General features: G+C 59.5%; 20 protein-coding genes and 1 pseudogene. 12 read left to right on the forward strand and 9 right to left on the reverse strand.

The window, feature by feature from the left end:
• Positions 1-238 precede the first annotated feature (238 nt).
• Genes QWJ34_RS02825 through QWJ34_RS02835 form a run of 3 tightly spaced genes read left to right on the forward strand, consistent with a single transcriptional unit; the run spans position 239 to position 3,332 of the window.
• Positions 239-1,249: an ABC transporter substrate-binding protein gene (locus QWJ34_RS02825; protein WP_483314239.1), complete on the forward strand. Its 1,011-nt coding sequence runs from the start codon at positions 239-241 to the stop codon at positions 1,247-1,249.
• The gene (locus tag QWJ34_RS02830; protein ID WP_302725525.1) at positions 1,246-2,289 is read left to right on the forward strand and encodes a FecCD family ABC transporter permease; all 1,044 of its coding nucleotides are present in this window, start codon (positions 1,246-1,248) and stop codon (positions 2,287-2,289) included. The genes QWJ34_RS02825 and QWJ34_RS02830 overlap by 4 nt, the downstream gene beginning before the upstream one ends.
• Positions 2,286-3,332: an ABC transporter ATP-binding protein gene (locus tag QWJ34_RS02835; RefSeq protein ID WP_302725526.1), complete on the forward strand. Its 1,047-nt coding sequence runs from the start codon at positions 2,286-2,288 to the stop codon at positions 3,330-3,332. Before QWJ34_RS02830 ends, QWJ34_RS02835 begins: the two co-directional genes overlap by 4 nt.
• Positions 3,333-3,588: 256 nt before the next feature.
• On the opposite strand, the gene QWJ34_RS02840 is transcribed toward QWJ34_RS02835, so the two are convergent.
• Positions 3,589-5,274: a methyl-accepting chemotaxis protein gene (locus QWJ34_RS02840; RefSeq protein ID WP_302725527.1), complete on the reverse strand. Its 1,686-nt coding sequence runs from the start codon at positions 5,272-5,274 to the stop codon at positions 3,589-3,591.
• A gap of 484 nt (positions 5,275-5,758) precedes the next feature.
• Between QWJ34_RS02840 and QWJ34_RS02845 the strand changes: the two genes are divergently transcribed.
• The 3 genes from QWJ34_RS02845 to QWJ34_RS02855 all read left to right on the forward strand — a co-directional run bounded on the left by QWJ34_RS02845 (position 5,759) and on the right by QWJ34_RS02855 (position 8,663).
• Positions 5,759-7,153 carry an L-cystine transporter gene (locus tag QWJ34_RS02845; RefSeq protein ID WP_302725528.1) on the forward strand — a complete coding sequence of 465 codons (1,395 nt, stop codon included), beginning with the start codon at positions 5,759-5,761 and terminating at the stop codon, positions 7,151-7,153.
• 454 nt (positions 7,154-7,607) lie between these two features.
• Entirely contained in the window at positions 7,608-8,327 is a 720-nt protein-coding gene (locus tag QWJ34_RS02850; RefSeq protein WP_302725529.1) for a queuosine precursor transporter, read from the forward strand.
• A gap of 33 nt (positions 8,328-8,360) precedes the next feature.
• A complete protein-coding gene (locus QWJ34_RS02855) occupies positions 8,361-8,663 on the forward strand; it encodes a Dabb family protein (protein WP_302725530.1) in 303 nt (100 codons plus the stop codon).
• 622 nt (positions 8,664-9,285) lie between these two features.
• Here the strand turns inward: QWJ34_RS02855 and QWJ34_RS02860 are convergent.
• Both QWJ34_RS02860 and QWJ34_RS02865 read right to left on the reverse strand, forming a co-directional pair.
• Positions 9,286-10,380: a M24 family metallopeptidase gene (locus QWJ34_RS02860; protein WP_302725531.1), complete on the reverse strand. Its 1,095-nt coding sequence runs from the start codon at positions 10,378-10,380 to the stop codon at positions 9,286-9,288.
• On the reverse strand, positions 10,380-11,108 hold the full coding sequence (locus tag QWJ34_RS02865; protein ID WP_302725532.1) for an MBL fold metallo-hydrolase: 729 nt from the start codon (positions 11,106-11,108) through the stop codon (positions 10,380-10,382). Before QWJ34_RS02865 ends, QWJ34_RS02860 begins: the two co-directional genes overlap by 1 nt.
• A 548-nt stretch (positions 11,109-11,656) precedes the next feature.
• On the opposite strand from QWJ34_RS02865, the gene QWJ34_RS02870 reads away from it, so the two are divergent.
• Positions 11,657-13,171 (forward strand): RtcB family protein, encoded by a 1,515-nt coding sequence (locus QWJ34_RS02870; protein WP_302725533.1) that lies wholly within the window; start codon positions 11,657-11,659, stop codon positions 13,169-13,171.
• A 106-nt stretch (positions 13,172-13,277) separates the two neighbouring features.
• Positions 13,278-14,504, forward strand: coding sequence for an ATP-binding protein (locus QWJ34_RS02875; protein ID WP_302725837.1), 1,227 nt, complete (start codon positions 13,278-13,280; stop codon positions 14,502-14,504).
• A gap of 83 nt (positions 14,505-14,587) precedes the next feature.
• Here QWJ34_RS02875 and QWJ34_RS02880 read toward each other — a convergent pair whose 3' ends face one another.
• The 5 genes from QWJ34_RS02880 to QWJ34_RS02900 form a co-directional block, all read right to left on the reverse strand.
• A complete protein-coding gene (locus QWJ34_RS02880) occupies positions 14,588-15,142 on the reverse strand; it encodes an AAA family ATPase (RefSeq protein ID WP_302725534.1) in 555 nt (184 codons plus the stop codon).
• A gap of 6 nt (positions 15,143-15,148) precedes the next feature.
• Positions 15,149-15,946, reverse strand: a complete 798-nt coding sequence (gene phnE / locus QWJ34_RS02885) for a phosphonate ABC transporter, permease protein PhnE (protein WP_302725535.1) — start codon at positions 15,944-15,946, stop codon at positions 15,149-15,151.
• On the reverse strand, positions 15,943-16,797 hold the full coding sequence (gene phnE, locus QWJ34_RS02890; protein WP_302725536.1) for a phosphonate ABC transporter, permease protein PhnE: 855 nt from the start codon (positions 16,795-16,797) through the stop codon (positions 15,943-15,945). The genes phnE (QWJ34_RS02885) and phnE (QWJ34_RS02890) overlap by 4 nt, the downstream gene beginning before the upstream one ends.
• Entirely contained in the window at positions 16,794-17,585 is a 792-nt protein-coding gene (gene phnC, locus QWJ34_RS02895) for a phosphonate ABC transporter ATP-binding protein (protein WP_302725537.1), read from the reverse strand. Before phnC ends, phnE (QWJ34_RS02890) begins: the two co-directional genes overlap by 4 nt.
• Before the next feature lie 198 nt (positions 17,586-17,783).
• Complete coding sequence (locus QWJ34_RS02900) at positions 17,784-18,749, reverse strand: phosphate/phosphite/phosphonate ABC transporter substrate-binding protein (RefSeq protein WP_302725538.1); 966 nt, start codon at positions 18,747-18,749, stop codon at positions 17,784-17,786.
• A gap of 413 nt (positions 18,750-19,162) precedes the next feature.
• Between QWJ34_RS02900 and QWJ34_RS02905 the strand changes: the two genes are divergently transcribed.
• The 4 genes and pseudogenes from QWJ34_RS02905 (at position 19,163) to QWJ34_RS02920 (ending at position 23,987) form a co-directional block, all read left to right on the forward strand.
• Complete coding sequence (locus QWJ34_RS02905; RefSeq protein ID WP_302725539.1) at positions 19,163-21,055, forward strand: bifunctional 2',3'-cyclic-nucleotide 2'-phosphodiesterase/3'-nucleotidase; 1,893 nt, start codon at positions 19,163-19,165, stop codon at positions 21,053-21,055.
• A 197-nt stretch (positions 21,056-21,252) separates the two neighbouring features.
• Positions 21,253-21,934 (forward strand): annotated as a pseudogene (locus QWJ34_RS02910) (HAD family hydrolase).
• A gap of 20 nt (positions 21,935-21,954) precedes the next feature.
• Positions 21,955-23,463, forward strand: coding sequence for a methyl-accepting chemotaxis protein (locus QWJ34_RS02915; protein WP_302725540.1), 1,509 nt, complete (start codon positions 21,955-21,957; stop codon positions 23,461-23,463).
• Positions 23,464-23,777: 314 nt separating this feature from the next.
• A complete protein-coding gene (locus QWJ34_RS02920; RefSeq protein WP_302725541.1) occupies positions 23,778-23,987 on the forward strand; it encodes a hypothetical protein in 210 nt (69 codons plus the stop codon).
• Between the two features lie 113 nt (positions 23,988-24,100).
• On the opposite strand, the gene QWJ34_RS02925 is transcribed toward QWJ34_RS02920, so the two are convergent.
• Positions 24,101-25,153, reverse strand: coding sequence for an FAD:protein FMN transferase (locus tag QWJ34_RS02925; protein WP_302725542.1), 1,053 nt, complete (start codon positions 25,151-25,153; stop codon positions 24,101-24,103).
• Positions 25,154-25,185 lie beyond the last annotated feature (32 nt).

Genomic DNA, 25,185 nt, shown 5'->3' on the forward strand with positions numbered 1-25,185 from the left:
GTTCGGTCTGCCTGGGACGCGAGCTGTACGCTGGAGACGGAAGCGGTCAACGTACTAGAGGGGGAAACGAAAGATGAACGAAAGCGGTACAATCCGCGGCATGCGGGAAACAGAAGCGGCAAAAAAAGAAACGGAAACGATCGGACGCGTCCAAGCCGGCGGAAACGCGCGGCTTGAAGCGCCGATGCGCGTAGATGAAAACTCGGCCGGTCCGGCGCAAAGCGGCGGACTGCGCCGCATGCTGCTGACCGGAGCGTCCGCGCTTCTGCTGTCGCTCGGCCTTGCCGCGTGCGGCGGACAAAGCCCGACCGCGGAAGCGCCGGCGCCGTCGGTATCCGAAAGCCAATCCGCGCAGGAAGGGCCGGCCGATTCGGACGCGGCGGAGAAGGCTGCGGACGCAAACTCGGCGGACGCCGGCGAAGAAGCGGCGCACACCGTTTACCCGCTGACGCTCAAAGACGCGACGGGCGAAGAAATCGCGTTCGACGCCGCGCCGACGAAGATCGTATCGCTGGCGCCGTCGGAGACCGAAGCGCTGTTTGCGCTCGGTCTGGACGAGCAGATCGTCGGCGTGTCGGACAACGACGATTATCCGGAGGAAGCGAAAAACAAGCCGAAGATGGGCGGCTTCGAATTGAACACCGAAGCGATCGTGGCTGCGCAGCCGGATGTGGTCTTCGTCGCCGACGTCACCGACGACGCGACGGTCGAGTCGCTGCGCGGGCTGGGGCTGAACGTGTTCAAGTTCAATCCGGACACGCTGGAAGACGTGATGGACGATATCGCCGTGTACGGCGAAATCACCGACCGGCAGGCCGAAGCGAAGACCGTGACCGACAAGATGCGGGCGGATATCGAGCAGGTGCGCACGGCCGCCGCCGCGATCGACGAAGCCGACAAGCAGACGGTCTACCTGGAGTTCTCGCCCGGCTGGACGGTCGGCGGCGGCGAATTCATGAACGAGCTGATCGAAACGTCGGGCGCGGTCAACGCGGCCGCCGATACGCAGGGATGGAGCGAAGTGGATTCCGAAGCGATCATCGGGAAAAATCCCGACGTGATTCTGTACAGCAAGCTGTCGGTCGATCCGCAGACGATCAAAGACCGCAGCGGCTGGGCCAATCTGAAAGCGATCCAAAACGACCGGCTGGTCGCGCTCAACGACAACCTGGTCAGCCGCCCCGGACCGCGCATTACCGACGGCCTGATCGAAGTCTTCAACGCGGTTTATCCGGATAAACTGAAGTGATCCGCAGACTGGGCGGTTACGGGGCGGCGGGGATTCTTCTTCTGCTGCTCAGCCTGGTGCTGACGCTGCGGATCGGTTCCGTCCCGCTTCCGGCCGGCCGGATCGCCGCCATTCTGCTGCACGAACTGCCGGGCTTGGGGCGGCTTATCGCGCAGAGCTGGGACGATTCGGCGGCGCAGATCGTGCTGCGCGTGCGGCTGCCGCGCATCGTGCTGGCGGCGCTGGTCGGCGCGGCGCTGGCAGTGGCCGGCGCGGCTTTCCAGGGCGTGCTGCGCAACCCGCTGGCCGATCCGTTTACGCTCGGCGTCTCGTCCGGCTCCTCGCTGGGCGCCGCGGTGCTGATCTTCTTCGGGCTGCGCACCGCGTGGATCGGGCAGTGGACGCTGCCGCTGACGGCGTTCGTCACCGGCGCGCTGACCCTGCTGGCCGTGCTTGCGCTTGCCCGCGACCGCGGCAGGCTGCCCGTGCACGGCCTGATTCTGGCCGGCGTGGTGATGCAGTCGTTTCTCGGCGCCTGCGTCACGTTCCTGTCGGCGATGTCCGACCGCCCGGTCAACGAAATCCTGTTCTGGACGATGGGCAGCCTGAACCTGCGGGGCTGGGGCTACTCCGGCCTGCTGCTGCCGTATCTGGCGGTCGGCGGCGTTTTTCTCTGGGCGAATGCCGGCGCGATGAATCTGTTCGCGCTCGGCGAGCGCCGGGCCGGGCAGCTCGGGCTCGATACCGAGCGGACCAAGACCGCGGTGCTGCTGGTCGCGACGCTGGTTGCGGCGGCGGCCGTGTCGGTCTCCGGCGTGATCGGCTTCGTCGGCCTGGTGGTGCCGCATATGATCCGGCTCGTCATCGGGCCGGATTACCGGCTGCTGGTGCCGCTGTCCGCGCTCGGCGGCGCGCTGTTCCTGATGTGGGCCGACACATTGGCCCGCTCGCTGGTCGTCGGAACGGAGATTCCGCTCGGCGTGGTCACGGCTTTCGTCGGCGCTCCGTTTTTCGCGCTGCTGCTCTACCGCAGCAAGAAAGGGAAGGGGGCGCTGCTGTGAAGTGGTGGAAGCCGGGAAGCGGGGGAAAAGCCGCCCGGGGTTGGAAGGCCGGACGAATCGTCGGCGGTAAAGAGACTGGCGGAGGCGGAGCGGACAGCCGAAGCGAAGCCGCCGGGGAGCGGAAGGCCGGACGAACAGCCGGCCGGGAGAAGCCGGGTGAATACGGCGGAGACGCGCCGGAAAGCGGCGGAGCGCGAATCGTCGGCCGGACTTCGGCCGACGATTCGCCCGCGATCGAGCTGCGCGGCGCGGTCTGCCGTTACGGCGGCTTCCGCGCCGTCGGCCCGCTGGACTGGACCGTGCGGCGCGGCGAGTTCTGGGCCGTGCTCGGGCCCAACGGCAGCGGGAAATCCAGCCTGCTCGGGCTGGTGTCCGGCGCAGAGCGCCTGGCCGCCGGCGAAGTCCGGCTGCTGGGCCGGCCCGCGGCCGGTTACGGCCGCCGCGAGCTGGCGCGGCGGCTGGCCGTGCTGCCGCAGGAAGGCCTGCCGCCGCTCGGCGTTACCGTACGGGACGCGCTGGAGCTGGGGCGCTTCCCGTACCGGGACCGGTTCGGCCGCGAGCGGAATCCCGCGGCCGCCGAAGAACTGCTCGCCCGCATCGCCGGGCGATTGGAACTGACGGCGCTGCTTGAGCGCCGCCTCGACGAACTGAGCGGTGGACAGCGGCAGCGCGCCGCGCTCGGCCAGGTCATGGCGCAGCAGCCGGAGATCCTGCTGCTGGACGAGCCGACGGCTTATCTGGATATTTATTATCAGCTCGATGTGATGGAGCTGGTGCGGGAATGGCGCGCGGAAGCGGGTCTTACGGTCGTGGCGGTGCTGCACGACCCGAACCTGGCCGCCCAGTACGCCGAGCGGCTGCTCCTGCTGCGCGAAGGCCGGGCCGCCGGTTCCGGTCCGGCGCAAAGCGTGCTGACCGCCGAAGCCGTCGGCGCCCTGTACGGCGTAGCGCCGCCGATCGTTGTGCGGCGCGAAGACATCGGCGCGCCGCAGCTGCTGTTCCGAGCGGCGCGCCGGCCAGGCGCGGAGCCGCCGCGGGAATAGCGGTACCCGCAGCGTTGGAGCGCTTGCGCGGAAAAGCTTTTTGCGGTCCGCACGACGCCGCCCGGAATGCCGAAAAAACCGGCTTTTGCATCTCTAACGGATACGATAACCGCCGGCCGCCCGTAACGCGCGCATAAGCGGCGTAACAAAAAGCCGAAGGCAGAAGCCTTCGGCTTTTTTTCGCATATTCGTTTCTGTATTCCCGCATCCATACGGCGAAGCCTCGGTTCCCGGCCGGGCTCCGCCTGCATCTTGGTCAGATCTTGAACTGCCGAACCGCTTGTTCCAGTTCGTCGGCCTGGCGGCTCAGTTCGCCGACGGTGCGGGCGTAGGATTCCATTTCTTCCATTTGCCGCGCGCTGTTGCCGGAAACGTCCTGAATGCGATCCTGCACATTTTGCGTGATATAGGCGGTCTGTTCGACCGAAGCGCTGACCTGCTGGCTGCCGGCCGATACCTGCTGGGTCGAAGCCGAGACTTCTTGTACGGAAATATTGACCTTCTGGATCAAACCCATCAGCTGTCCGAAAGCGCCCCCGGCGCTGCGCACCACTTCGGCGCCCGACATGATTTCGTGGTGCACCTTGCCGATCGCCTGCACCGAACGCTCGGAATCTTCGCGCAGCGCGCCGAGCGAATCTTCGATGCGTCCGGTCGCTTCGCGCGATTGGTCCGACAGCTTGCGCACCTCGTCGGCGACGACCGCGAAGCCTTTGCCGTGCTCGCCCGCGCGGGCCGCTTCGATCGAAGCGTTCAGCGACAGCATTTGAATCTGCTTGGAGATGTTGGTGATCGCCTGAAGCACTTCGGCGATCTCGCTCGACCGCGAGCCCATCGTTTCGATACGGCGGCGGGCTTCCACCGACATTTCCTGGACGCGGTTCATCTGCTCGACCGCCTGCTGCGCCAGCTCGTTGCCGGAAGTCGCTTCGCGCGACGCCAGGCCGATTTGTTCGTTTACTTCCGCCGCGGAAACGGCGATATGCTGAATTCCGCCGCTGATTTCTTCCATCGCTTTCGCGTTTTCGGAAGCGCCGGCCGCCACCGTTTCGCTGTTCGAAGCGATCTCGGCCGCCGAAGAAGCCGACTGCTCGCTGATCTCGCTCAGCATGCCGATGCCCCGGGACAGCTCGACGGAGTCGCTTTTGACTCGGTCCGTCGCTTCGCGCACATGCCCGACCATGCCACGCAGATTGGCTGTCATCTGACGGAACGCGTCGGCGAGCTGCGCGATTTCGTCGCGGCCTTTCACCTGGATATCCTGCTGCAGATCGCCTTCCGCCACCAGCTTGACGTGCTTGACGAGACGCGACAGCGGTTTGGTCATGCGTCTGCTGACAATCGCCGCGGCGAGCGAACCGATCACGATGACGACAAGCGCGACCGCCGCGCTGGAGACCAGGATGCTTTGTTTGACGACGTTGACGAAGCCCGCGTCCATCGTAACGGCCATAAGCAGCGTGCCGCCCTGAATCGGCATGTAACCGCTCATGTGCGTCCCGCTGTCGTCGGTATAGAGCGGAGTGACGACGGCGTCTTTGCCTTTCAGCGCTTTAGTCATATCCGGACTGACGGATGATCGGTCGCCGACTTTGACCGATGCGCCGTTATTGGCCAGCACAACCGTGGCGCCGTCTTCTTTGACATTGAGCAGATACACATTTTCGAGCCGGAATTCTTTGGTCGAATCGTCGAGATAGGTTTGCAGTTTCATTGAAGCGGCTTTGTTGCCGCTGGCCGCCATGCCCGCCTGAGCCGTATCGAGACCGCCCTTGATCTCGGAAACGCTCAAATCGAGTGTTTTGTGGAATTCCGGCACGATCCGCTGCTGAAGGGTTCGGTCGAAGATGAAGAAAAAGATCCCGCAGAGCAGCACGCTCGCCGCCAGGATGATCGTGCCCGCCAGAGCGATAATTTTGTGACTGATAGAACGGTTGAACATGAGGCATTCTCCCCTTTGCGTGGTTAAAAAATAGAAGCGATGATTATGTGGAACTTCATTTCACACCAATTCGGCCCGCAAACGAAACACCCGGCAAGCAAAAAACGCGCGAGAGCTTCAATTTCCGATTCCGCAGAGTATATGTAGGGAAGAGGTTGCGGTCAAACGGAGATTAGCGTAGGTCTAAAGATGTATGTTCGAGCTTTGGACTGGAAGTGCTGCGCTTGTACCCCCATATCATACATGAATTTAGGCAATATTGACCAGATTTATGTCAGCTGTTTTTTTAAATTTCATGATTTTTTCGTAAGTTCTTTACATTTTCCGAAAAGGGTTTATAAAAAAAGAAATTAAGTATACCAAAATGATCGGAATAATGTTATTATGATTTGCGGATACGAAAGCTCTTACATACAAAGAGGCGTTGACGGGACCGGCGGCAGCCGAAACCGGGAATTACTTTAGAGAAAAGAGGGATTGTGAAATGGAAACCTTTTTCGTCATTCTGAATATCGCCGTGCTGGCGGGGCTGGCCGTGCTGCTCTACGTGATGCAGAAGCGCCATGTATCGTTCAGCAAACGCGTATTCACCGCGCTGGGACTGGGCATTGTGCTCGGCGCTATTTTGCAGTGGATTTACACGGCCGATTCGGAAGTGATTTCGAAGTCGATGGATTGGTACAGCCTGCTCGGCAGCGGTTATGTGCATCTGCTGCAAATGATCGTTATTCCGCTCGTCATGGTGTCGATCATTACCGCGATCATGAACATCAAAGGCGGCAAGAAGCTCGGCAAGATCAGCGTATCGATCCTGCTGACGCTCGTACTGACCACGGCGATCGCCGCGGCGGTCGGCATTTCGTCCGCGCTGGCGTTTGGATTGAACGCCGAAGACCTCCAGCTCGGCGAAGCGGAGCAGGCGCGCGGAGAATCGCTGGAATCGCGTCTCGGCGACGTTGAAGGCGTATCGCTGCCGCAGCAGATTCTGTCGTTTATCCCGACCAATCCGTTCGAAGACATGACCGGAGCGCGTCCTTCGTCGACGCTGGCCGTCGTGATCTTTTCCGCCTTTATCGGCGTCGCCGTGCTGGGCCTCGACCGCAAGAACGCCCAGCAGGCCGAAACGTTCCGCGGCATCGTCAATGCGGTGCACGGCGTCGTGATGCGCATCGTTACGCTGATTCTGCGCCTGACGCCGTACGGCATCCTGGCGCTGATTGCGAAGATGGTCGCGACCACCAAGCCGGAAGGCATACTGAGGCTGGGCGAATTCGTGATCGCTTCTTATGTGGCGCTGATCGTCATGTTCGTGATCCATTTGGTGATCCTGGTGCTGTTCGGATTCAACCCGGTCACTTACGCCAAAAAAGCGCTGTCGACGCTGGTCTTCGCTTTTACGTCCCGTTCGAGCGCGGCAACCATTCCGCTTAACATCGAGACGCAAACGAAAAAGCTCGGCGTATCCGAAGGCGTAGCCAACCTGTCCGCAAGCTTCGGCGCCACGATCGGCCAGAACGGCTGCGCGGGTATCTACCCGGCCATGCTGGCGATTATGATCGCTCCGGCCGCAGGCGTCGAGATCAACTTCTCGTTTATCCTGACTCTGATCGCCGTTGTCGCCATCAGCTCGTTCGGCGTAGCCGGCGTAGGCGGCGGCGCAACGTTCGCGGCGCTGATCGTCCTGTCCACCATGAACCTCCCGGTCGCGCTGGCCGGCCTGCTGATCGCGGTCGAACCGCTGATCGACATGGGCCGTACCGCCCTGAACGTCAACGACTCCATGGTCGCGGGCGTCGTGACCGGCAAAGTCACCGGCGAGATCGACAAGAACGTTTACGATTCTCCCGAGACTCCGGAACTCGAAGCGGCTCGCGCCTAACCGAAACAAACCGGACGCGTACCGCGCATTCCGTAAGCAGACGGCCTCCGGGCCGTCTTTGCTTTTGTAGAGAGGGTTCGGTTTGTGAAAAGGCGAAAAAGGCATAGAGGAAATTCCAGTGGAGGAGTGATAACGTTCGCCTTTGAAACCGGGAAGATTCCATAGAATCCAATCCAAGCTTCCTGGTTTCAACACGCGGCCGCAACGGAATTTTCTCGGAGCCCTTCAGGCCTTTACAGCGCACAGGACCTTTTCTGCAAAAGGACGGCCCGCAGGCCGTCCTTCGCTTATGGAGAAGCGCTCGAGCGTCCGGCAAAAAACAATGGAACATTTGCCGTCCCTATGGTAAAGTGAGACGGGATTTCAAGTCGGGCTCCGCCGCCTTAATGCGGCCGCCCGGGCGGTTTACGCGGTTCGCAACCCTCCCGCGATATCAAAACTAGGAGGCTATCACTTGTTCAACTTTACTTGGGGCGTTTTTTTCGTCCTGGTCAATTTTGCGTTCTTCCTGCTTTGCTTCAAGTTTTTCGGCAAAAAAGGTCTGTACGCCTGGGTCGGCGTCGCGACCGTCGTCGCCAATATCCAGGTTGCCAAAACGATCGACATGCTCGGCATTACCATGACGCTCGGCAACACCATGTACGTCAGCGTGTATATGACGACCGATCTGCTCAACGAGCGCTACGGCGTCAAAGCCGCGCGCAGAGCGGTCTGGTTCGGCTTTTTTATGCTGATTATGACGACCGTCATCATGCAGATGGTACTGAATTTCCGGCCTTCGGAAGTCGACTTCGCGCAGGGGCCGATGCAGGATCTGTTCGGGCTGCTGCCGCGCCTTGCGCTCGGAAGCCTGGCCGCTTATCTCATCAGCCAACTGCTCGACGTTTATCTGTACGCCGGTATCCGCCGCCGGTTCTCCAGCGCCAACCAGCTGTGGATTCGCAATAACGGCAGCGGCATCGTCAGTTCGTTTATCGATACGCTGATTTTCTGCTCGATCGCGTTTACCGGTCCGGAATATTCGCTGTCCACCTGGATTCAGCTGCTGCTCTCGACCTATGTCTTCAAATTCATCCTGACCGCCGCCGGCACCCCGGTGCTGTATCTGGCGCGAGGCATGAAAGTACCGGTCGAAGAAGCCGATTCCGGACTGCCGACCATCGCTTCCAAATAAAAAGAAGTTCCAGCAAAAGGAGGAGTATTGTCCATGAGTTCGATCCAGCATATGGTGACCTTTTCCCTGCACGCCGGCAAAGACAACGAGGAAGCGGAACGCTTTCTGCGTTCCAGCCTCGAAGAACTGTCCGCCATCCCGGGCGTGCAGCAGTTCCAAGTCTTCCGCCAGGTCAGCGCCAAAAACGAATACGACTACGGATTCTCGATGGTCTTCGCCGACCAGTCGGCCTATGACGCCTACAACAACCATCCCGTGCACGTGAATTACGTCCGCGAGACTTGGGACACCCGGGTCAGGGCTTTCCAGGAAATCGACTTGATCGCGTATAGCTAAAGCCGTCCAAAGTCCGTCGCAGCTTCCCCGCAGGCGGCTTCGTTCCCTGCGTATTTTCGTTTATCGCTATTATTCAATATCTTTTGCGCAAAAGAACCTTCAATCCCGAGCCGAAAGCAGGGGAGAAGGTTCTTTTTAATCGTGCCGCGAATCAAAACGGATATTTTCAAATACCAAGTCCACCTAACCTACTACGCTAACCGTGTTAAATCCTCAAGTTGACCGGAAGAAACTTTCTTATGCGCGTAAAAGGTTCGATTCGAACGCGCTCAACCTACTATTTAAGTCAGACAAGCTGCTATGTGCAGACTTTTCTGCCGCTTCTTTTTCTTCTTTCTTTTTCGTCTCCATCCACAAAGAAGCTGCCCATTGAATCGGGCAGCTCTCAACTTGTCGAGAATGGTTTATTCCAAGCGAAGCGAATAGCAGAGGGAGAAATTCAGTGAAGGAACGATAGTGTTCGCCTTTGAAATCGGGAAAATACCTCCTATAATCTAATCGGTTTTTCCCGATTTCAACACGCGACCGCAACGAATTTCTCCCGCAGCGTTCACGCTTCTTATGCGAATAGGACTTTTCTCGACATCCGAGCCGCCCTTTTCAAAAGGACAGCTCTTTCCAATCAACCAATCACCCGCAGCTCCTTCGGATAGCTCGTCAATACATCGACCCCGTCCTTGGTCACGATAATATCGTCCTCGATCCGCACCCCGCACTCGCCGGCGACATACACGCCCGGCTCGACGGTAAAGCAAAGGCCTTCCGTCACGAGTTCCTCGTTGGCGCCGTGCACCGACGGATATTCGTGCACGTCCATGCCGAGCCCGTGGCCCAGCCGGTGCATAAAGTACGGGCCGTAGCCGGCTTCTTCGATCACGCGCCGCGCGGCGGCGTCGACCGAAGACAGCGTCACGCCCGGACGGATCCGGGCGATCGCCGCCAGGTTGGCGGCCAGCACCGTTTCGTAGATCTTGACCGATTCGCCGCTCGGACGTTCGGCCACGGCGAAAGTGCGGGTAATATCCGAAGCGTAGCCGTCCAGATACACGCCCATATCGAACATGAGCATATCGCCGGCAGCGATCTTGCGATTGCCGGGATTGCCGTGCGGCAGCGCCGTATTGTCGCCGGTCAGCACCATCGTATCGAACGACGGGCCTTCCGCGCCGAGCTTTTTCATCTGGTATTCCAGCTCGGCCACGATCTCGATTTCCGTCGCGCCGACCCGCACATGCTTCAATCCTTCATCGAGCACCGCTTCGATCAGGCGGACGGCCGCGCGCAGTTTCTCGATTTCTTCCGGCGTTTTGGCCGCGCGCAGCGAACTCAGCACGCCGCCGACGTCGGCATAGCCGGAAGCGCCGAGCGCCGCGTTCAGGCGTTCGAACCGCGAGACCGACAGATGGTCTTTTTCGATGCCGATTGTGCCGCGGCCGCCGCCGAGCCAGCCGCGCAGCAGGTCGTAAGCATCGTCGGTATCGCCATGGGTATGGATCGTCGGCACCGACGAAGAAGACTTCGCCGCTTCCAGATCGAGGGCGGGCACGACGAGAAACGGATCGTTTTCTTTCGGGACGGCAAGGCCGAGAAAGCGTTCGTGCGGGTTGGACACAAAGCCGGTCAGATAGCCGACATGCTTCGGATCGGTAATCAGCAGGCAGTCGAGCGCATGCTCGTTCATATGGGTTCTGAGTTGAGTCCAGCGTTGATCGTTCATTAAGATTTCACTCCCGTTATTTTTTGCAGCGCGCCGCGCACGTCGCCTTCGTACAGTCCGCCGTGGTAGCAGAGCACCCGGTCGATCTCGAGTTCCGCCAGCTGCTCCAGCGAGCGGAGCGCCTGATTCATGTCCGGCGTATAAGGCTCGGAAGGCCCCGCCAGCGCGCCGTTTTCCACGCGCAGGGCGTCGCCGGCCAGCAGCAGTTTCTCGCCCGGAACGTAGAGGCTGATATGTCCGGGGGTATGTCCCGGCGTATGCAGAATCCGCAGGCCGCCCTGGAGCGGCAGCTCTTCGCCGTGTTGGAGCACGCGCGTAACGCGTCCCGGCACAAGCGACGCCAGCATCTGCTCCGCCAGCCGACGCAGGCCGTCCGGCATCGATTGCAGGCGTTCCGCCGGCATTTTGATCAGCGCTTGTTCGCCCTCGAGATAAGGACGCTCGTCCGCATGCACCAGAATCTCCACGCCCGGCAGCCGTTCGAGCAGCTGCGCCAGCGCGCCGATATGGTCGACGTCCTGGTGCGTGAACACAATCCGCCTGACGTCGTCCGGATTGTAGCCGGCCGCCCGAATCTTTTCTTCGATCTGGCCGAGCATGCCCGGCAGGCCGGCGTCGATCAGGGTCAGCCCGTCGTCGTCCGCCAGCAGCGCCGCATGGTAAACGTTCGGTGTGCCGCCCTGCAGGACCGTCAATTCCAGATCCGTTATTCCCGTTGTCATCTTCATCAAGTTCCGCCGGAATTCCGGCCGACACCTCCCGTTTTTCGTTTATCGCCGCATCGCCTGAACGTGTTCCGCCGCGATGCGCTCACGCTGTCTATTATAGACCAATCGCGCCGCAATGAACAAAAAAACGAAGAGCCCTTCCAGTATCAGGGTTGACACGCGCCATTTATACGGGCTATGATAAGTTTACTATTTGGCAAAGGAGGATGGCAGCAATGATCGTCGTTAACCGTTTGACCGCTCATTCGACAACCGAACACTCGCCTTTCGTTCTGCCTGTCCTCGACGGGTACGGTTTGGCCTGAACAGCCCTGGCGCCGTTTGCGTATTTATGAAAGTTTCTGCTTTCATTGCGAAAACGACGACGCCGTCGGCCGCTTTTATTTGTTTTCGTGAATCCCGCAGTGCTGTGGAATTTACGGAATAATCAAGCGGACGATTCTGTTCGGTTTAAACCGGCATAGCCGCGGACGAGATGTCCGCGGCTTTTTGTTATGCTTTTTTACTACCCTGATTTGTTCAAATAGAAAGGAATGGATTTTTCATTTATGTTAAACGACAACCCCAACTTTAAATCGGACTTTTTCCAACCTGATCCTGCCTCGAATTCTGCCGAACCGCCCGAAGTTTCCCCGACGGCGGCCGGCTCCTGTTATCACGAAGTACGGCTTCCCGCCGGCAGCGTCCACGTCTATGCGGACGACGAGCTGTTTGCGGGATTGGATACGCGCATTTACGATATGGCCGGCCGCAATCTGCAAATTCCCGGCATCCGCTACATGGGCTATACGCCGGATGTGCATCCGGGCGTCGGAACGTGCATCGGCACGACGGCGGTCTGGAACATGCAGAAGGGCATGGTATCGCCGTCGATCGTCGGCAGCGATATCGGCTGCGGCATGCGGGTCCACCTGACGAATCTGCACCGCAGCGATTTGCAGGATCTGCGTTTGCGGCGCAAGCTGGTCAACCGGATCGAAAAATACCTGCCGATGGAGAGTCATAAACGCGGCGCTTTCTCCGATCTGCGGATGGACCATATTGTGCAAAAAGGGCTGAAAGGACTGCCGGGCAAATATTTGCCGGACAGCGTTTCGGCCAAACGTTCCCCGTCGCTGAGCCATGTGGAACGCGCCCGGTTCGCTTTCGATCCGGAAGAATTGAACGCGGTAACGGAATCTTCGTGGATCAAAGGACTGCGGCAGCTGGGCACGCTCGGCGGCGGCAATCATTTTGCGGAAATCCAATATATCGAAATTGCGGAAGAAAACCGGGCGATCGCCGAGCGGTGGGGCATGACCGACGGGCAGGTGGTCGTGATGGTCCATTCCGGCTCCCGCGCCTGGGGCGCGATGGTCAGCCAGAACTACACGCCGATGGCGGCGCGCGCGATGAAACGGCTCGGCCTCGGCACCGACGATCCGAAGCTGATCTTCGCCCCGCTGGATTCGCCCGAAGGACGCCGTTATACGGATATGATGGCTTCGGCGCTGAATGTGGCCGTGGTCAACCGCCACCTGATCGCTTATGCGATCCGCGAAGCGTTTATCGACGTATTCGGCCCGAAGTTCGAGATGAATATTTTGTACGACTTGATGCACAATTACGCCTGGGAAGAGCAGCACGGCGGACAGGACTGGTTCGTGCACCGCAAAGGCGCGACCCGCGCGCTGCCGGCCGGCCATCCCGATAATCCCGACGTCTATATGGGCACCGGTCATCCGGCGCTGATCCCCGGCTCGATGGGCACGGCGTCGTACATCATGGCCGGTCTGCCGAGCGGAGCCGCCAATTATCACTCGATCTGTCACGGCGCGGGCCGCGCGCGTTCTCGCAGCGCGACCAAACGCCTGGTGACGGTCGATCAGTTCGCCGCGGCGCTCAAGGTCGGAACCGAAGAAGAAGTGATCGTTAACCATAACTCGCTTGGCGTGATTCTGGACGAATCGCCCCAGGCTTACAAAGACGTCGATCGGATCATAGGCAGCGTGACGGGAGCGGGACTGGCTTCCGTCGTTGCCAAATGCAAGCCGCTTGCGGCAGTGAAAGGAGCAAAATCTTAATATGGAACACAAATTACAGCCGGATAACGGCCTGCGGATCGCGGCGGTTAACGCGCAGTCCGGCGAAGAACGGACGATTGTCGCTTATGAACCGGGCAATCCGAATATGGCGGAATACGAATCGTACGCCCGCGTAACGAGAGGAATCGAAGCGCTGCTGGAGGAGCGTTACGGCGTGGCGTACGCGCTCTACGCAAGCGACGACGGCAACAGCGATTACTGGGATCTGCTTGAAGAAGATGTGAAAAGCGGCTCCGAAGAAGTGGAATGCGCCGGCCGTATCTACGAAGGCATCGAAGGGCGGACGTTTGCATACGACGAAGACAGCAGCACGCCGGAATACACGATCCATCCGGCCATCCGAAACAATGTGTTCGTGTACCCGCAGCAAGGCGTAGCGCTCGCGCGCATCCCGATGTTCCGGCAGCACGGCATTTACAGCGAAGATTTCGTGTTTGCGACCGGGGACGAAGCCATCAGCCGCTTCCTGAGCGGCGTGCGCACCCGTCAGCGGAACCGGGACAAGAACCAGATCACGGTCTTTACGGATACCAACAATGGCATTCACCGCGAGAGCGAGCCGATTACGCGCGCCGTGTCGCGGGGCGACGTGATCCTGCCTGAGCCGCTCAAAAAAGAAATTTACCGGTCGCTCGATCAATTTTTCGAATCGGACCGTACGTTTTACCATAAACACAATCTGCCGTTCAAACGGGGCATCCTGCTCTACGGACGTCCCGGCAACGGCAAAACGACGCTCGTCAAATCGATCGCGGGCAGCGTTCCCGGACCGGCCGCTTACTGGCAGATCACCGAATACACATCGAGCGGCTCCGTTCAGGAAGTATTCGAAACGGCGGCGCGCCTCGCGCCGATGGTGCTGGTGATCGAAGATATCGACTCCATGCCGCAGGGCGTGCGCTCGTTCTTCCTGAATACGCTGGACGGCGCGACGTCGAAAGAAGGCATTTTCCTGATCGGCACGACCAACTATCCGGAGAAGATCGATCCGGGCCTGATGAACCGCGCCGGACGCTTCGACCGCTCCTACGAGATTTCGCTGCCGGACGCCGATCTGCGCCGGATGTTCCTGGAGCGCCGAGGGCTGCTGGAGTTCGTGCCGCCGGAAGAGCTGGACCGCGCGATTTCGCTGACCAAAGGCTTCAGCATGGCGCAGCTCGGCGAGCTGTACGTCTCGGCCGCGCTGGAATGGAACGAACGCGGCGAAGCCGATATCGCGGCGATCGTGAAGTCGATGGGCGGCGAGATGAGCAAGGAGAAGAAAGGCAGCTGGCTGGACGTGAAAGGCAGCGGGATCGGGTTTCAACTGTAGCTTGTATAAAGGAAAGAAAAAAGCGTTCCGAAAGATTTCGGAACGCTTTTTTGCGTATAAGTTTGCGGGTACGCGGATACGATTCAAGAATTCCGTTTCTCGGACCGCGCGATAGTAATAAAGCGATCAAGTTCTTCGGCGGCGTAGGGAAGATTGGCATCGATCCGAACTGCCCGATGTCGACCGGTCATGAAACGCTCGAACTCTGCATGGACCGAGATCATGGGATGTTCGAGTTCGCCTTCGACCCCGCTTTGTTGAAACGTCGCTCGCAAGCTAAACCGGTTCGCGGCCGTCTCGTGTTCAATAAGCAGCGCGCACTCTACAAAAGCAGCATTCGCATACCGGGCTGTTTCCTCCAGTTCCCCGATGAAATCGGCTTTACGAAGATACTGCGGCACAATCACATCGCGACCTGAACAAAGATGAGCCCGGACTGCGGCGACCGCTATCGTTCTCGCGGCTTTTCCAGCTTCGAGCGGATTCGTTTTCCAACCGCCGATCATCGCTCTGATCTTGTCGATGTCTAGAGCAAGAGGAAGGCTTTCCGCTTGCAGTTCGCACCATACGCGCGCAAGGGTGGATTTTCCGCTTGCGGGAATACCATTAAGAAGAACAAGCACCGGCCGTTCTGTCATGAACGGTCAGATAATCCGGCGGCGGAGCCAGCCGGAGATCAGGTCGATGATAATGACCAGGATCACGATGCCGAGCAGGATAATGCCTACGCGGCTCCAGTCGCGGGTTTGCAGCGCGAAGATCAACGGGGTGCCGATGCCGCCGGCGCCGACGAGGCCCAGGACGGTCGCGGAACGGATATTGATCTCGAAGCGGTACAGCGCGTACGACAGGAACTGCGGGATGACCTGCGGCAGGATCGCGAAGCGCAGCACCTGCATTTTGCTCGCGCCGCAGGCCAGCAGCGCTTCGCGCGGACCTTCGTCGACGGCTTCGATCGTTTCGGAGTAGAGCTTGGCGAGCATACCGATCGAGTGGACGCCGAGCGCCAGGACGCCGGCGAACGCGCCGGGACCGACAGCGACGATAAACAGGATCGCCATAATGATCTCCGGAAATACCCGGATTACGGTCAGGACGAATTTGCCGCTGGCCGATACGGCACGGATCCGGCTCATGTTGGCCGAAGCCCAGAAGGCGAACGGAATGCACAGGAACGCGGAGATGAATGTGCCCAGAATGGAGATAACCAGCGTCTCCAGCAGGTTGCGCAGCAAATCTTCGCCTTCCGGCATATAAACGTAGCCCCAGTCGGGATGGGTGAAGCCTTCCCAGATAGAGCCCATGACCTGCGCGCCGTATTCCTGAATGCCTTCAAAATGCAGGCCGGACAGCGCCCAGATAAACAGAACGATCAAAGCCGCGCCGATCAGCCAGTTGCGAATAATCGGGCCGCGCGTTTTGGAAGGAAGGGTTTGGTTCATAGCAGTTTCCTCCGTAAGTAAGTACTGGCGTAATCGATCAGCAGCACGATCACGAGCGTCAGCAGGATGATCGTCGAAGCGCGGTCGTAGCGCAGCGAGTTAAGCTGCTGGTCGAGATGCAGACCGATACCGCCGGCGCCGACGAAGCCGAGCACCGCCGCCGCGCGCACGTTAACCTCGAACGTGTACAGCACGTACGAGAAGAAGTAAGGCAGCGCCTGCGGGATAACGCCGAACACGATCAGCTGGATTTTGTTCGCGCCCACGGCCGTCATCGCTTCGAGCGGACCCGGATCGATCGCTTCGATCGCTTCGTAGGTCAGCTTGGCCACGAGGCCGAAAGAAAAGAAGACGAGCGCGAGCATACCGGCGAACGCGCCGATGCCGAATACGGCAACGAAGATTGCCGCGAACAGCAGATCGGGAACCGTCCGCACCAGATTCAGGACCATCCGTACCGGAATGGTCACGATCTTCTTCGGAATAACGTTGGTTGCCGACAGCAGTGCTACCGGCACGGCCAGGACCGAACCGATTACCGTACCGACAATCGCGATCTGGACCGTTTCGATCATCGGTTTCCAGATGTGCGAAGCGTAGCTCCAGTCCGGACGGAGCATCTCGCCGAGAATCCGGCTCATGTTGTCGCGCGCGCCCTGGCTGAACAGATCGAGGATATTGGCGTCGATCCGGATAAAGCAGGCGACGAGCAGCAGGATGAACAGCAGCCAGGTACCCAACGTTTTGTACCGCTGCGGGCCTTTCGAATCCAGGGTCGGCGCCGGTTTCTTGGACGGCGGAGGAGGCGGGGCCCCGACCTCCGCCGTTTCCGGCGTAGGAGCGGGCGTCATACGGGAGCGCCTCCTTTCGCGGCCTCGGCCGCCAGCAGCTCGTCTTCATGGATCGGACGGCCGTAAATTTCGGCGAATTTGGCGTCGGTCGCTTCGGCGACGGGGCCGTCGAACACGACTTCGCCGGCGCGCAGGCCGATAATCCGCGTTGCGTACTCGCGGGCCAGATCGATAAAGTGCAGGTTGACGATGGTTGTGATCTTCAGCTCGCGGTTGATGCGCTGAAGGTCGTCCATAACCTGACGGGTCGTCAGCGGGTCGAGCGAAGCGACCGGTTCGTCGGCCAGAATCACTTTCGGCTTCTGCGCCAGCGCGCGGGCGATCGAGACGCGCTGCTGCTGACCGCCGGACAATTGGTCCGCGCGGCTGTACGCTTTCTCGCGGATATTGACGCGGCTGAGCGCGTCGAGAGCGATTTCGGTATCTTCCTTGGGGAAGTAGCCGAACATGGTGCTGAACGTGGAGTGATAGCCGACGCGGCCGGACAGCACGTTGCGCAGCACGGTGGCCCGCTTCACCAGGTTGAAGCTCTGGAAGATCATGCCGATATCGCGGCGGATACGGCGCAGCTGCTTGCCGTTCGCTTTGGTCACGGACTTGCCGTCGACGGTGATCTCGCCGGAGCTGATGTCGTGCAGCCGGTTGATGGAGCGCAGCAGCGTCGACTTGCCTGCGCCGGACAAGCCGACGATAACGATAAATTCGCCTTCGCCGATCGTCAGGTTGATATTGTTCAGACCGAGGGTCCCGTTCGGATACTGCTTGACTACATTCTTGAATTCGATCATGGTTGCCCGCTTTCTCCGGCGAAATCCCCCGCGCGGGAGGGAATATACCGGTTGGATTCACGCTTTCTCCAAACGCCGCACAGCGCCGCTTACGGTTGTGAGACCGCAAGCGGCGCTGCATGGAGAACACGGATCGGCGTGTTCAGATAGGTTTGCCCAAATTATAGCATAAGCCCGTTGGACGGTGAAGACTTAAAACTACTCGATTTTCTGGCCGACGGCTTCAGCGGATTCGCGAACGATCTTGAAGTTGGCGTCGTCGCCTTTTACATAACCTACGTGGGTGTAGACGTCGTTGATGATTTTTTGGCCTTCCGGATCTTCGCCCAGCGCGATGAACGCATCGGCAATCTTGTCTTTCCATTCCTGCGTCATGTCGCTGCGCACGCTGATGGTATCGTTCGGAATCTTGTCGGTGAAGTACAGGACTTTCGTTTTGTCGAATACATCCGGAACGTCGCCTTTGACCGTGTTGCGCGCGTCCTGGAAGACGGCGACCGCGTCAACCTGTCCGTTCAGCAGCGCCAGTACCGCCTGGTCGTGGCCTTTCAGCGTTACGCCTTGAACGTCCGTTGCCGGGTCCATGCCTTCTTTGATCATGGCAGCCGCCGGGAATACGTAGCCCGCGGAAGACGTTACGTCCTGCCAGCCCATTTTCTTGCCTTTGAGATCCTGCAGCGTGTTGATGCCGGAATCTTTTTTAACGATGATCATGGATTTGTAGAAGTCTACTTTTTCATCCGTGTTTTCGCCCGTTTCGTCGTTCAGACCGTAGCGCTGAGCCTGCAGCAGCAGGTCGGCCGATTTTCTGACGTCGTGCGCCAGCACGTAAGCGTTCGGAGGCAGGAAGCCTACATCGACCTGCTTCGCGGACATCGCCTCGATAATCGTGTTATAGTTAGGAGATACGCTGACTTTTACCGGAATGCCCAGTTTGTCGCCGAGCAGTTTTTCCAGCGGTTTCGCTTTGGCTTCCAGTGTTCCCGCGTTCTGCGAAGGTACGAATTGCACAGTGAGCTCTTTAGGAACGTAACCTGCTGCGGTTTCCGTTTTCTCGCCGCCCGCGGATGTGTTGTCCGAGGCATTGTTGCTGCTGTTTCCACATGCTGCCAGACCCGCCGTAAGCGCCAGAGACATGCAGACCGTAAGTACTTTCTTGAACAAAATCTTTTCCCCCTTGAGATCGGTTTATGGACTTATTTTTTTGCGTTCGCGGCCCGAAGCCGGCAAAAAGAAGTGTACCAGCATTTTCCTCGGAATGAGTAAATTTCTTGTGCGATCTTTGTTAAATGTGTGTAAAAATCGTTTGTTCTCTCTTGCGGAAAACGCGCACAAATGTCATTCTAGTCAAGCCGGGAAAACGTGAAACCTTCAAATTCGACGTTTCAGAAAACGAACGTTACAGCCCCCTGTGTCAGTTAATGTTGTGTTTTTCTCACTAACTACCACCGGTAAATTAATCTTCATTAAAGATAGTAACACAAAAAACGAAAATTGCACGAGTTTTATCTAAAAAAGTTCTAGAAAAAGATAAAAAAACTGTGTAGCTTAAAAAGAGCGTAATCTAAGCTGACATAATGGAGGAGAGTAAACTGAGTATTAAAGCAAGCGTGCGGGTGCTGGAGACAACCGATCTCCATGTGCATATGACGAACTACGATTATTACGGCGACCGGCCGGTGCTGGAATACGGATTCGCGCAGACGGCGACCTTGATCCGGCAGGCCCGAGCGGAGAAAAAGAACGTGTTCCTGTTCGACAACGGGGATCTGCTGCAGGGCAATCCGATGGGCGACTACATGGCCGCGGAAGGGCTGAACGGCAGCGCGAAGATTCATCCGGTATACCGGGCCATGAACGCGCTGGGCTACGACGCGGGCACGCTCGGCAATCACGAATTCAACTACGGGCTGGACTATCTGGACCGGACGCTGGAAGGAGCCGCGTTTCCTTATACGGTCGCCAATTTGTATCTGGACGGAGAAGGCGTGCCGAAGCATTCGCATTATCTGCCTCCGTATCTGCTGCTCGACCGGACGATCGAAGACGAAGCGGGCGGGGTTCATCCGCTGCGCATCGGCGTGATCGGGCTCGTGACGCCGCAGATCATGAACTGGGACAAAGGCAATCTCGAAGGACGGCTGACGGCCGCGGACATGGTGGAGACGGCGAACACGTACGTGCCCAAAATGAAAGAAGAAGGCGCCGACCTGATCGTGATGCTGGCGCACTGCGGTTACGAGGACGTGCCGGAAGCGCCGATGACGGAAAACGCCGTGCTGCATCTGAGCCGCGTGCCGGGCGTGGACGCGCTGCTGTTCGGCCATGCGCACAAAGTCTTCCCGGGCCCGGCGTTCGAAGGCAGAAGCGGCGTCGACCTGATACACGGAACGATCAACGGAATTCCGGCGGTCGAAGCGGGGTATGCGGGCGATCACCTGGGCGTGATCGATCTGGAGCTGGAACTTGCGGAAGGCGGCTGGAAAGTCGTCGCGGCTTCCGCCGAAGCGCGGCCGGTGTACGATACGGCCAAAGCCGCGCCGCTTGTGCGCACCGACGAAGAAGTAACGGAGGCGGTGCGCGAGGCGCACGAAGGCACGCTTGCCTATATCCGGACGCCGGTGGGCGAAACGACGGAGCCGATCGACAGCTACTTCGCGCTGGCAAGCGACAGTGCTTCGGTGCAGATCGTCAACGATGCGCAGCGCTGGTATCTGCGGCGCGAGCTGGCGGGCACGCCGTATGCCGGGCTGCCGATGCTGGCGGCGGGCGCGCCGTTCAAAACGGGCGGGCGCTACGGCCCTTCCTATTATACAAGCGTTCCCGCGGGACCGCTGGCGGTCAAACACATCGCGGATTTGTATAATTATCCGAATACGCTGTGCGCGGTGCTGCTGAACGGCGCCGAGCTGGCCGAGTGGCTGGAATGGGCGGCCGGGCTGTTCAATACGATCGATCCGCTGGGCGGAGACGGCCAGGATCTGGTCAATCCGGATTTCCCGTCGTTCAACTTCGATATTATCGACGGCGTCAGTTATACGATCGACGTCACGAAACCGGCTAAATATTCGGTTTCCTGCGAACGGCTGCACGAAGGCCCGGGCCGGATCGGCGATCTGGCCTACGAAGGCGCGCCGGTTGATCCCGCAGACAAGTTCGTCATCGCGACCAACAATTACCGGGCGTTCTCGACGCCGATCGCCAACCCCGACGGGCAGCGGATCGTTTTGGCCGCGCCGGACGAGAACCGTCAGATCCTGACGGATTATATCCGCAGTTCGGGCCGGCTGGCTCCGAAAGCCGACGGCAACTGGAGCCTGACCGGAGTACCGGCGGGCATGAAAGTCAGCCTGCTGTCGTCGCCCGACGCGCGGGGCTCCGAACTTCCGGCCGGCATCGAATTCGCCGGTATGGCGGACGGCGGATTCGCCCGCTTCGAAGTGGAAGCGTCGGCGCTCGGGCGCCGCTAAAAGCGGCGAACGGCGGTTCCTGCCGGTCTGCGGTCTGCGCGGCCTACGGCGCGTCGGCGGCCAAAAGGGCGCGGCTGCGCACAGCTGCGCGGACATGGCGCACGGAAAAGGGAAGGACGGCGTTCGCCGAAGCGAACGCCGTCCTTCCCTTTGAACGCAGGCGGGAGCGAAGCGACAAATAGAAAGGGGGAAATAGGATGCAATCGGCTGTTTTTTTCGACTTGGACGATACGCTGTACGATCATTTGCAGCCGCTGGAACTGGGAGTGCGCGCCGTGCTGGGCACGGGAGACGACTTTCCTTACGAAGCGCTGTATCATCGGGTCCGCTATTACAGCGATCTGCTGTCGGCGACGCGAGCGCTTCCGGCTGGCGCTGGCCGAATTCGGGTTCGAACCGGACGGCGAGTCGGCGGAGCGGGTGCAGCAGGCTTATCTGGAGCGGCAGTACGCCATTTCGATGCGCGAAGGCGCGCGCGAATTGATCGAGGAGCTGAACGGCCTGGGTCTGACGGTCGGCATCGTGACGAACGGCCCGACGGAGCATCAGCGGCGCAAAGTGGAAGCGCTTGGCCTGGATAAGCTGATCGCGCCGGAGCGAATCTTCGTTTCGGGCGCGGTGCAGTTCGCCAAGCCGGACGTACGGCTGTTCCGCCATGTCAACGAAGCGACGGGCACGAAGCCGGAGGAATGCTTCTATATCGGCGATTCCTGGCGCAACGATATGGTCGGGGCGGTGGACGCCGGCTGGACGGCGCTCTGGTTCAATCCGCGCGGAGCGGAGCGCGAATCGGAGCACGAACCGCATTATACCGCGGATAGCTTTGCGGAGGTCCGGCGCATTCTGCTGGAAAGCCGGACTCGAAATAACGGAAATTGATTTTAATCGGAGGATAAGAAATGAGCAGCGCAACGGAAATGATTTGGAAACGCAACAAAGTGATTGTTTGGATTCTGTGGTCGGTGCTCGCCATCGCGACCGTGCAGGCTTTTTTCGACCCTTCATTATGGGTAACGAATATCGCCGGCGCGCTGCTGTGTGCAGCGATCGACGCGCTGAACCGTCGGAAGAAAGGCGTGCTGGTGATTCCCTGGATCATTACGGGACTTCTGGCCGCGTTCAGCATTTATTTCAACTTCGGCAAGATCGAAACGTCGACCGCATTGATCTTCTGCATCGTGCTGCTGATTTATCCGCATTACAAATACTTCGCCGCCGCTTTCGGGCTGGTGGTAATCAATATGCCGCTTCAGATCATGAACGGCGCGACCGTGGCGGCGGAGACGTCGGCCGCGGATTTGTACGCCGATGTGTTCGCCATGTTCCTGCTGACGGGCATCGCGCTGACCAGCGTAGCGTTTTTGAATCGGCGCACGTACCGAAGCAGCGAACAGCGGCGCGAAGAAAGCGAAGAAACGGGTCGGCGGGTCGAGTATCTGCTTGAGCGCGTGCAGGCGTCGGCCGAATCGCTGCGCCGGTTCTCGGAGCAAACGAAGCGGGAAGTCCGCGACGTGGGCACGATTACGAACGAAGTCGTCGCGGCGTTCCAGGAAGTGGCGCGGGGCGTCGAAGACCAGGCGGGCAGCGTGACGCGCATTACCGACGCCCTGTCGGTATCGGACAGCCATATCGCGAATGTGACGGAATACGCGGGAGAGATGAAGCGATTGTCCGAAGAGACCGCCGCCGCGGGCGACGAAGGCGGCTCGCATATGGAGCAGCTGGCCCGCCGGATCGGCGAACTCGACAAGACGATGACCCGCACTTCGCGGCAGATGGAGAACTTTACGGAAGCAAGCCGTTCGATGTCCGATATCCTGACGCAGATCGACCAGATCTCGCGGCAGACCAATCTGCTGTCGCTGAACGCGGCGATCGAAGCGGCGCGCGCCGGCGAGCACGGCAAAGGCTTCGCAGTCGTGGCGGGCGAAGTCGGCGCGCTGGCCAAGCACTCCGGCGAAGCGGCCGGGCAGATCGGCGAGATTCTGTCCGGATTGAGGGAGCGCATCGACGGTCTTGCCGGGCAGCTGGCCGCGGGGATGCGGATGCTCGAAGAAGGCAAGACTTCGGCCGACCGGACGGAGCAGGTCTTCGCCGCGGTCCGAAGCAGCGCCCACAGCGTACTGGAACAGGCGCAGCGGGTTCAGGAAAGTTCGTCCGGGCTGCGCGCTTTCTCCGGACGCATGGTCAAGGAGATGTCCGAAGTCGCGGGCATCACGGAACAGTCCAGCGCCGCTTCGCAGCAGATTCTGGCGAGCATGGAAGAGCAGCGCAGCGTAACGACGCATATGACGGACAGCTTCGGCGAACTGGAGCAGCTGATTATCGAATTGAACGGATTGGTGGCAGATTCGCGGCGGGCGGATACAGAGAAAGTCGCCGCCGCGGGCGATCGGAGAACGAAATAGCAAGCGCTTGTGCGCCTTGATCGGACGGCGCGGAAGCAAGCGAAGGCCCGGCTGCTTACGCAGCCGGTCTTTTTTTGAGAAAACACTTACCAGGCATTTAAGTTTTGGGGAAATCCGCATTTTGGCGGCGGTACTGGTGGTGGCGCTGGGGATTATGATTTTCGAACCCGGGATCTGGGCGTCGAATGTGTTTGTGGCGCTGTTTTGCGCGACCGTCTGGGCTTTTAACCGTAAACGAAAAGGCGTTCGCGTGATTCCGTGGGTCATCACCGCGATAATGTCTTTGATCGGAGTGTCGGCGGGTCTCAATTCGCTTGAAATACCCACGATGCTGCTGTTTTGTGCCGTTCTGCTGCTGTATCCGCGGAAGCTTCGGGCGAGCGCGTGGAGTATTTGCTGCACCGGGTCCGGGAATCGGCGGCTTCGGCAGACTGGAATCGCTGATCGTCGGTTTGAACGAACTGGTGACGGAACGCGGCGCCGACGGGGAACGCACCGAAAAGGAAGTGCGCGTATCGGAGTGAGCGGATCGGAATGCGCATAACAAAGGCCCGGAATCTCTTCGAAGAGATTCCGGGCCTTTGTTGGATTCGTCGCCTCGCTCCGACTTGAATCGGTCCCGCGGCGCAAAGTCTTATCAGTCCGCCAATTTGTACACGGACGAACTCAGGTTGATCCGGTCTTTGAGGCCGCTGGTCGCATAGATCTTGTTGTCGTCCATCACGAAGAACGCTTCGACGCCTTTCTTTTTCTCGATATAAGCCATGCCGTCTTCCAGCCCCATCACGAACGCCGCCGTGGACAGCGCGTCGGCGTCGGTCGCGTTGTCGCTGACGATCGTGATGCTCATCACGCCGTTCTGGGTCGGATAACCGGTGCGCGGATCGAGAATATGATGATAGCGCACGCCGTCTTGCATAAAGAAGCGTTCGTATACGCCCGAGGAATCGATGGTCTCATCGTTGATCTTGATCGTGCCGAGCTGGCTGCCGCGGCTCTGGTCCGGGTCCTGCAGACCGACGTTCCAGTCTTTGCCGCCCGGCTTGCTGCCGACGGCGATAATGCTGCTGCCGCCGAGGTTGATCAGGGCGCTGCTCAGATCGTGCTCGCGCATATAGGCCGACACCTGGTCCGCCGCGTAGCCTTTGCCGATCGAGCCCAGATCGAGCACCATGCCCGGTTCTTCGAGCTTGATCGTAAGATTGGCTTCGTCGAGCGCGACTTTGCGGTAATCGGTCAGCTTGCGCGCCGCTTCGAGCTTGGCCTTGTCGGGAACTTTGGCGCCTTCGTGCCCGATGTCCCACAGATTGATCAGCGGTCCGATCGAAGGATCGAGCAGTCCGTTCGTTTCTTTCGCGTAATCCAGCGCAAGCTTGACCACGTCGAACGTGCCCTGCGATACTTTGACCGCTTCTTTGCCCGAAGCCGCGTTGACTTTATACAGATCGCTGTCTTCGTTCGTCCGGCTGAGTTCCCGGTCGATCTTGCCCAGCAGATCGCGGATTTCGTCGATATTTTTCTCTGTTGCTTTCTCGTCGTAGATCTTGATCGTGGCGACCGTATCGTACACGTAAAACGTCGCCGATACCGGATCGTTTTGCTGCGCCGTTTCCGCCGCCGGTTTGCTGTCGTCTTTGCCGCAGCCGCTCAGCGCCGCGCCGAGCAGAATCGCCGACAAAGCCAATTTCATCGTTTTTCCCGTATGTTTCCGCATGGTTGAGA

This window comes from Saccharibacillus sp. CPCC 101409 (assembly GCF_030518235.1).
GTDB lineage: Bacteria > Bacillota > Bacilli > Paenibacillales > Paenibacillaceae > Saccharibacillus.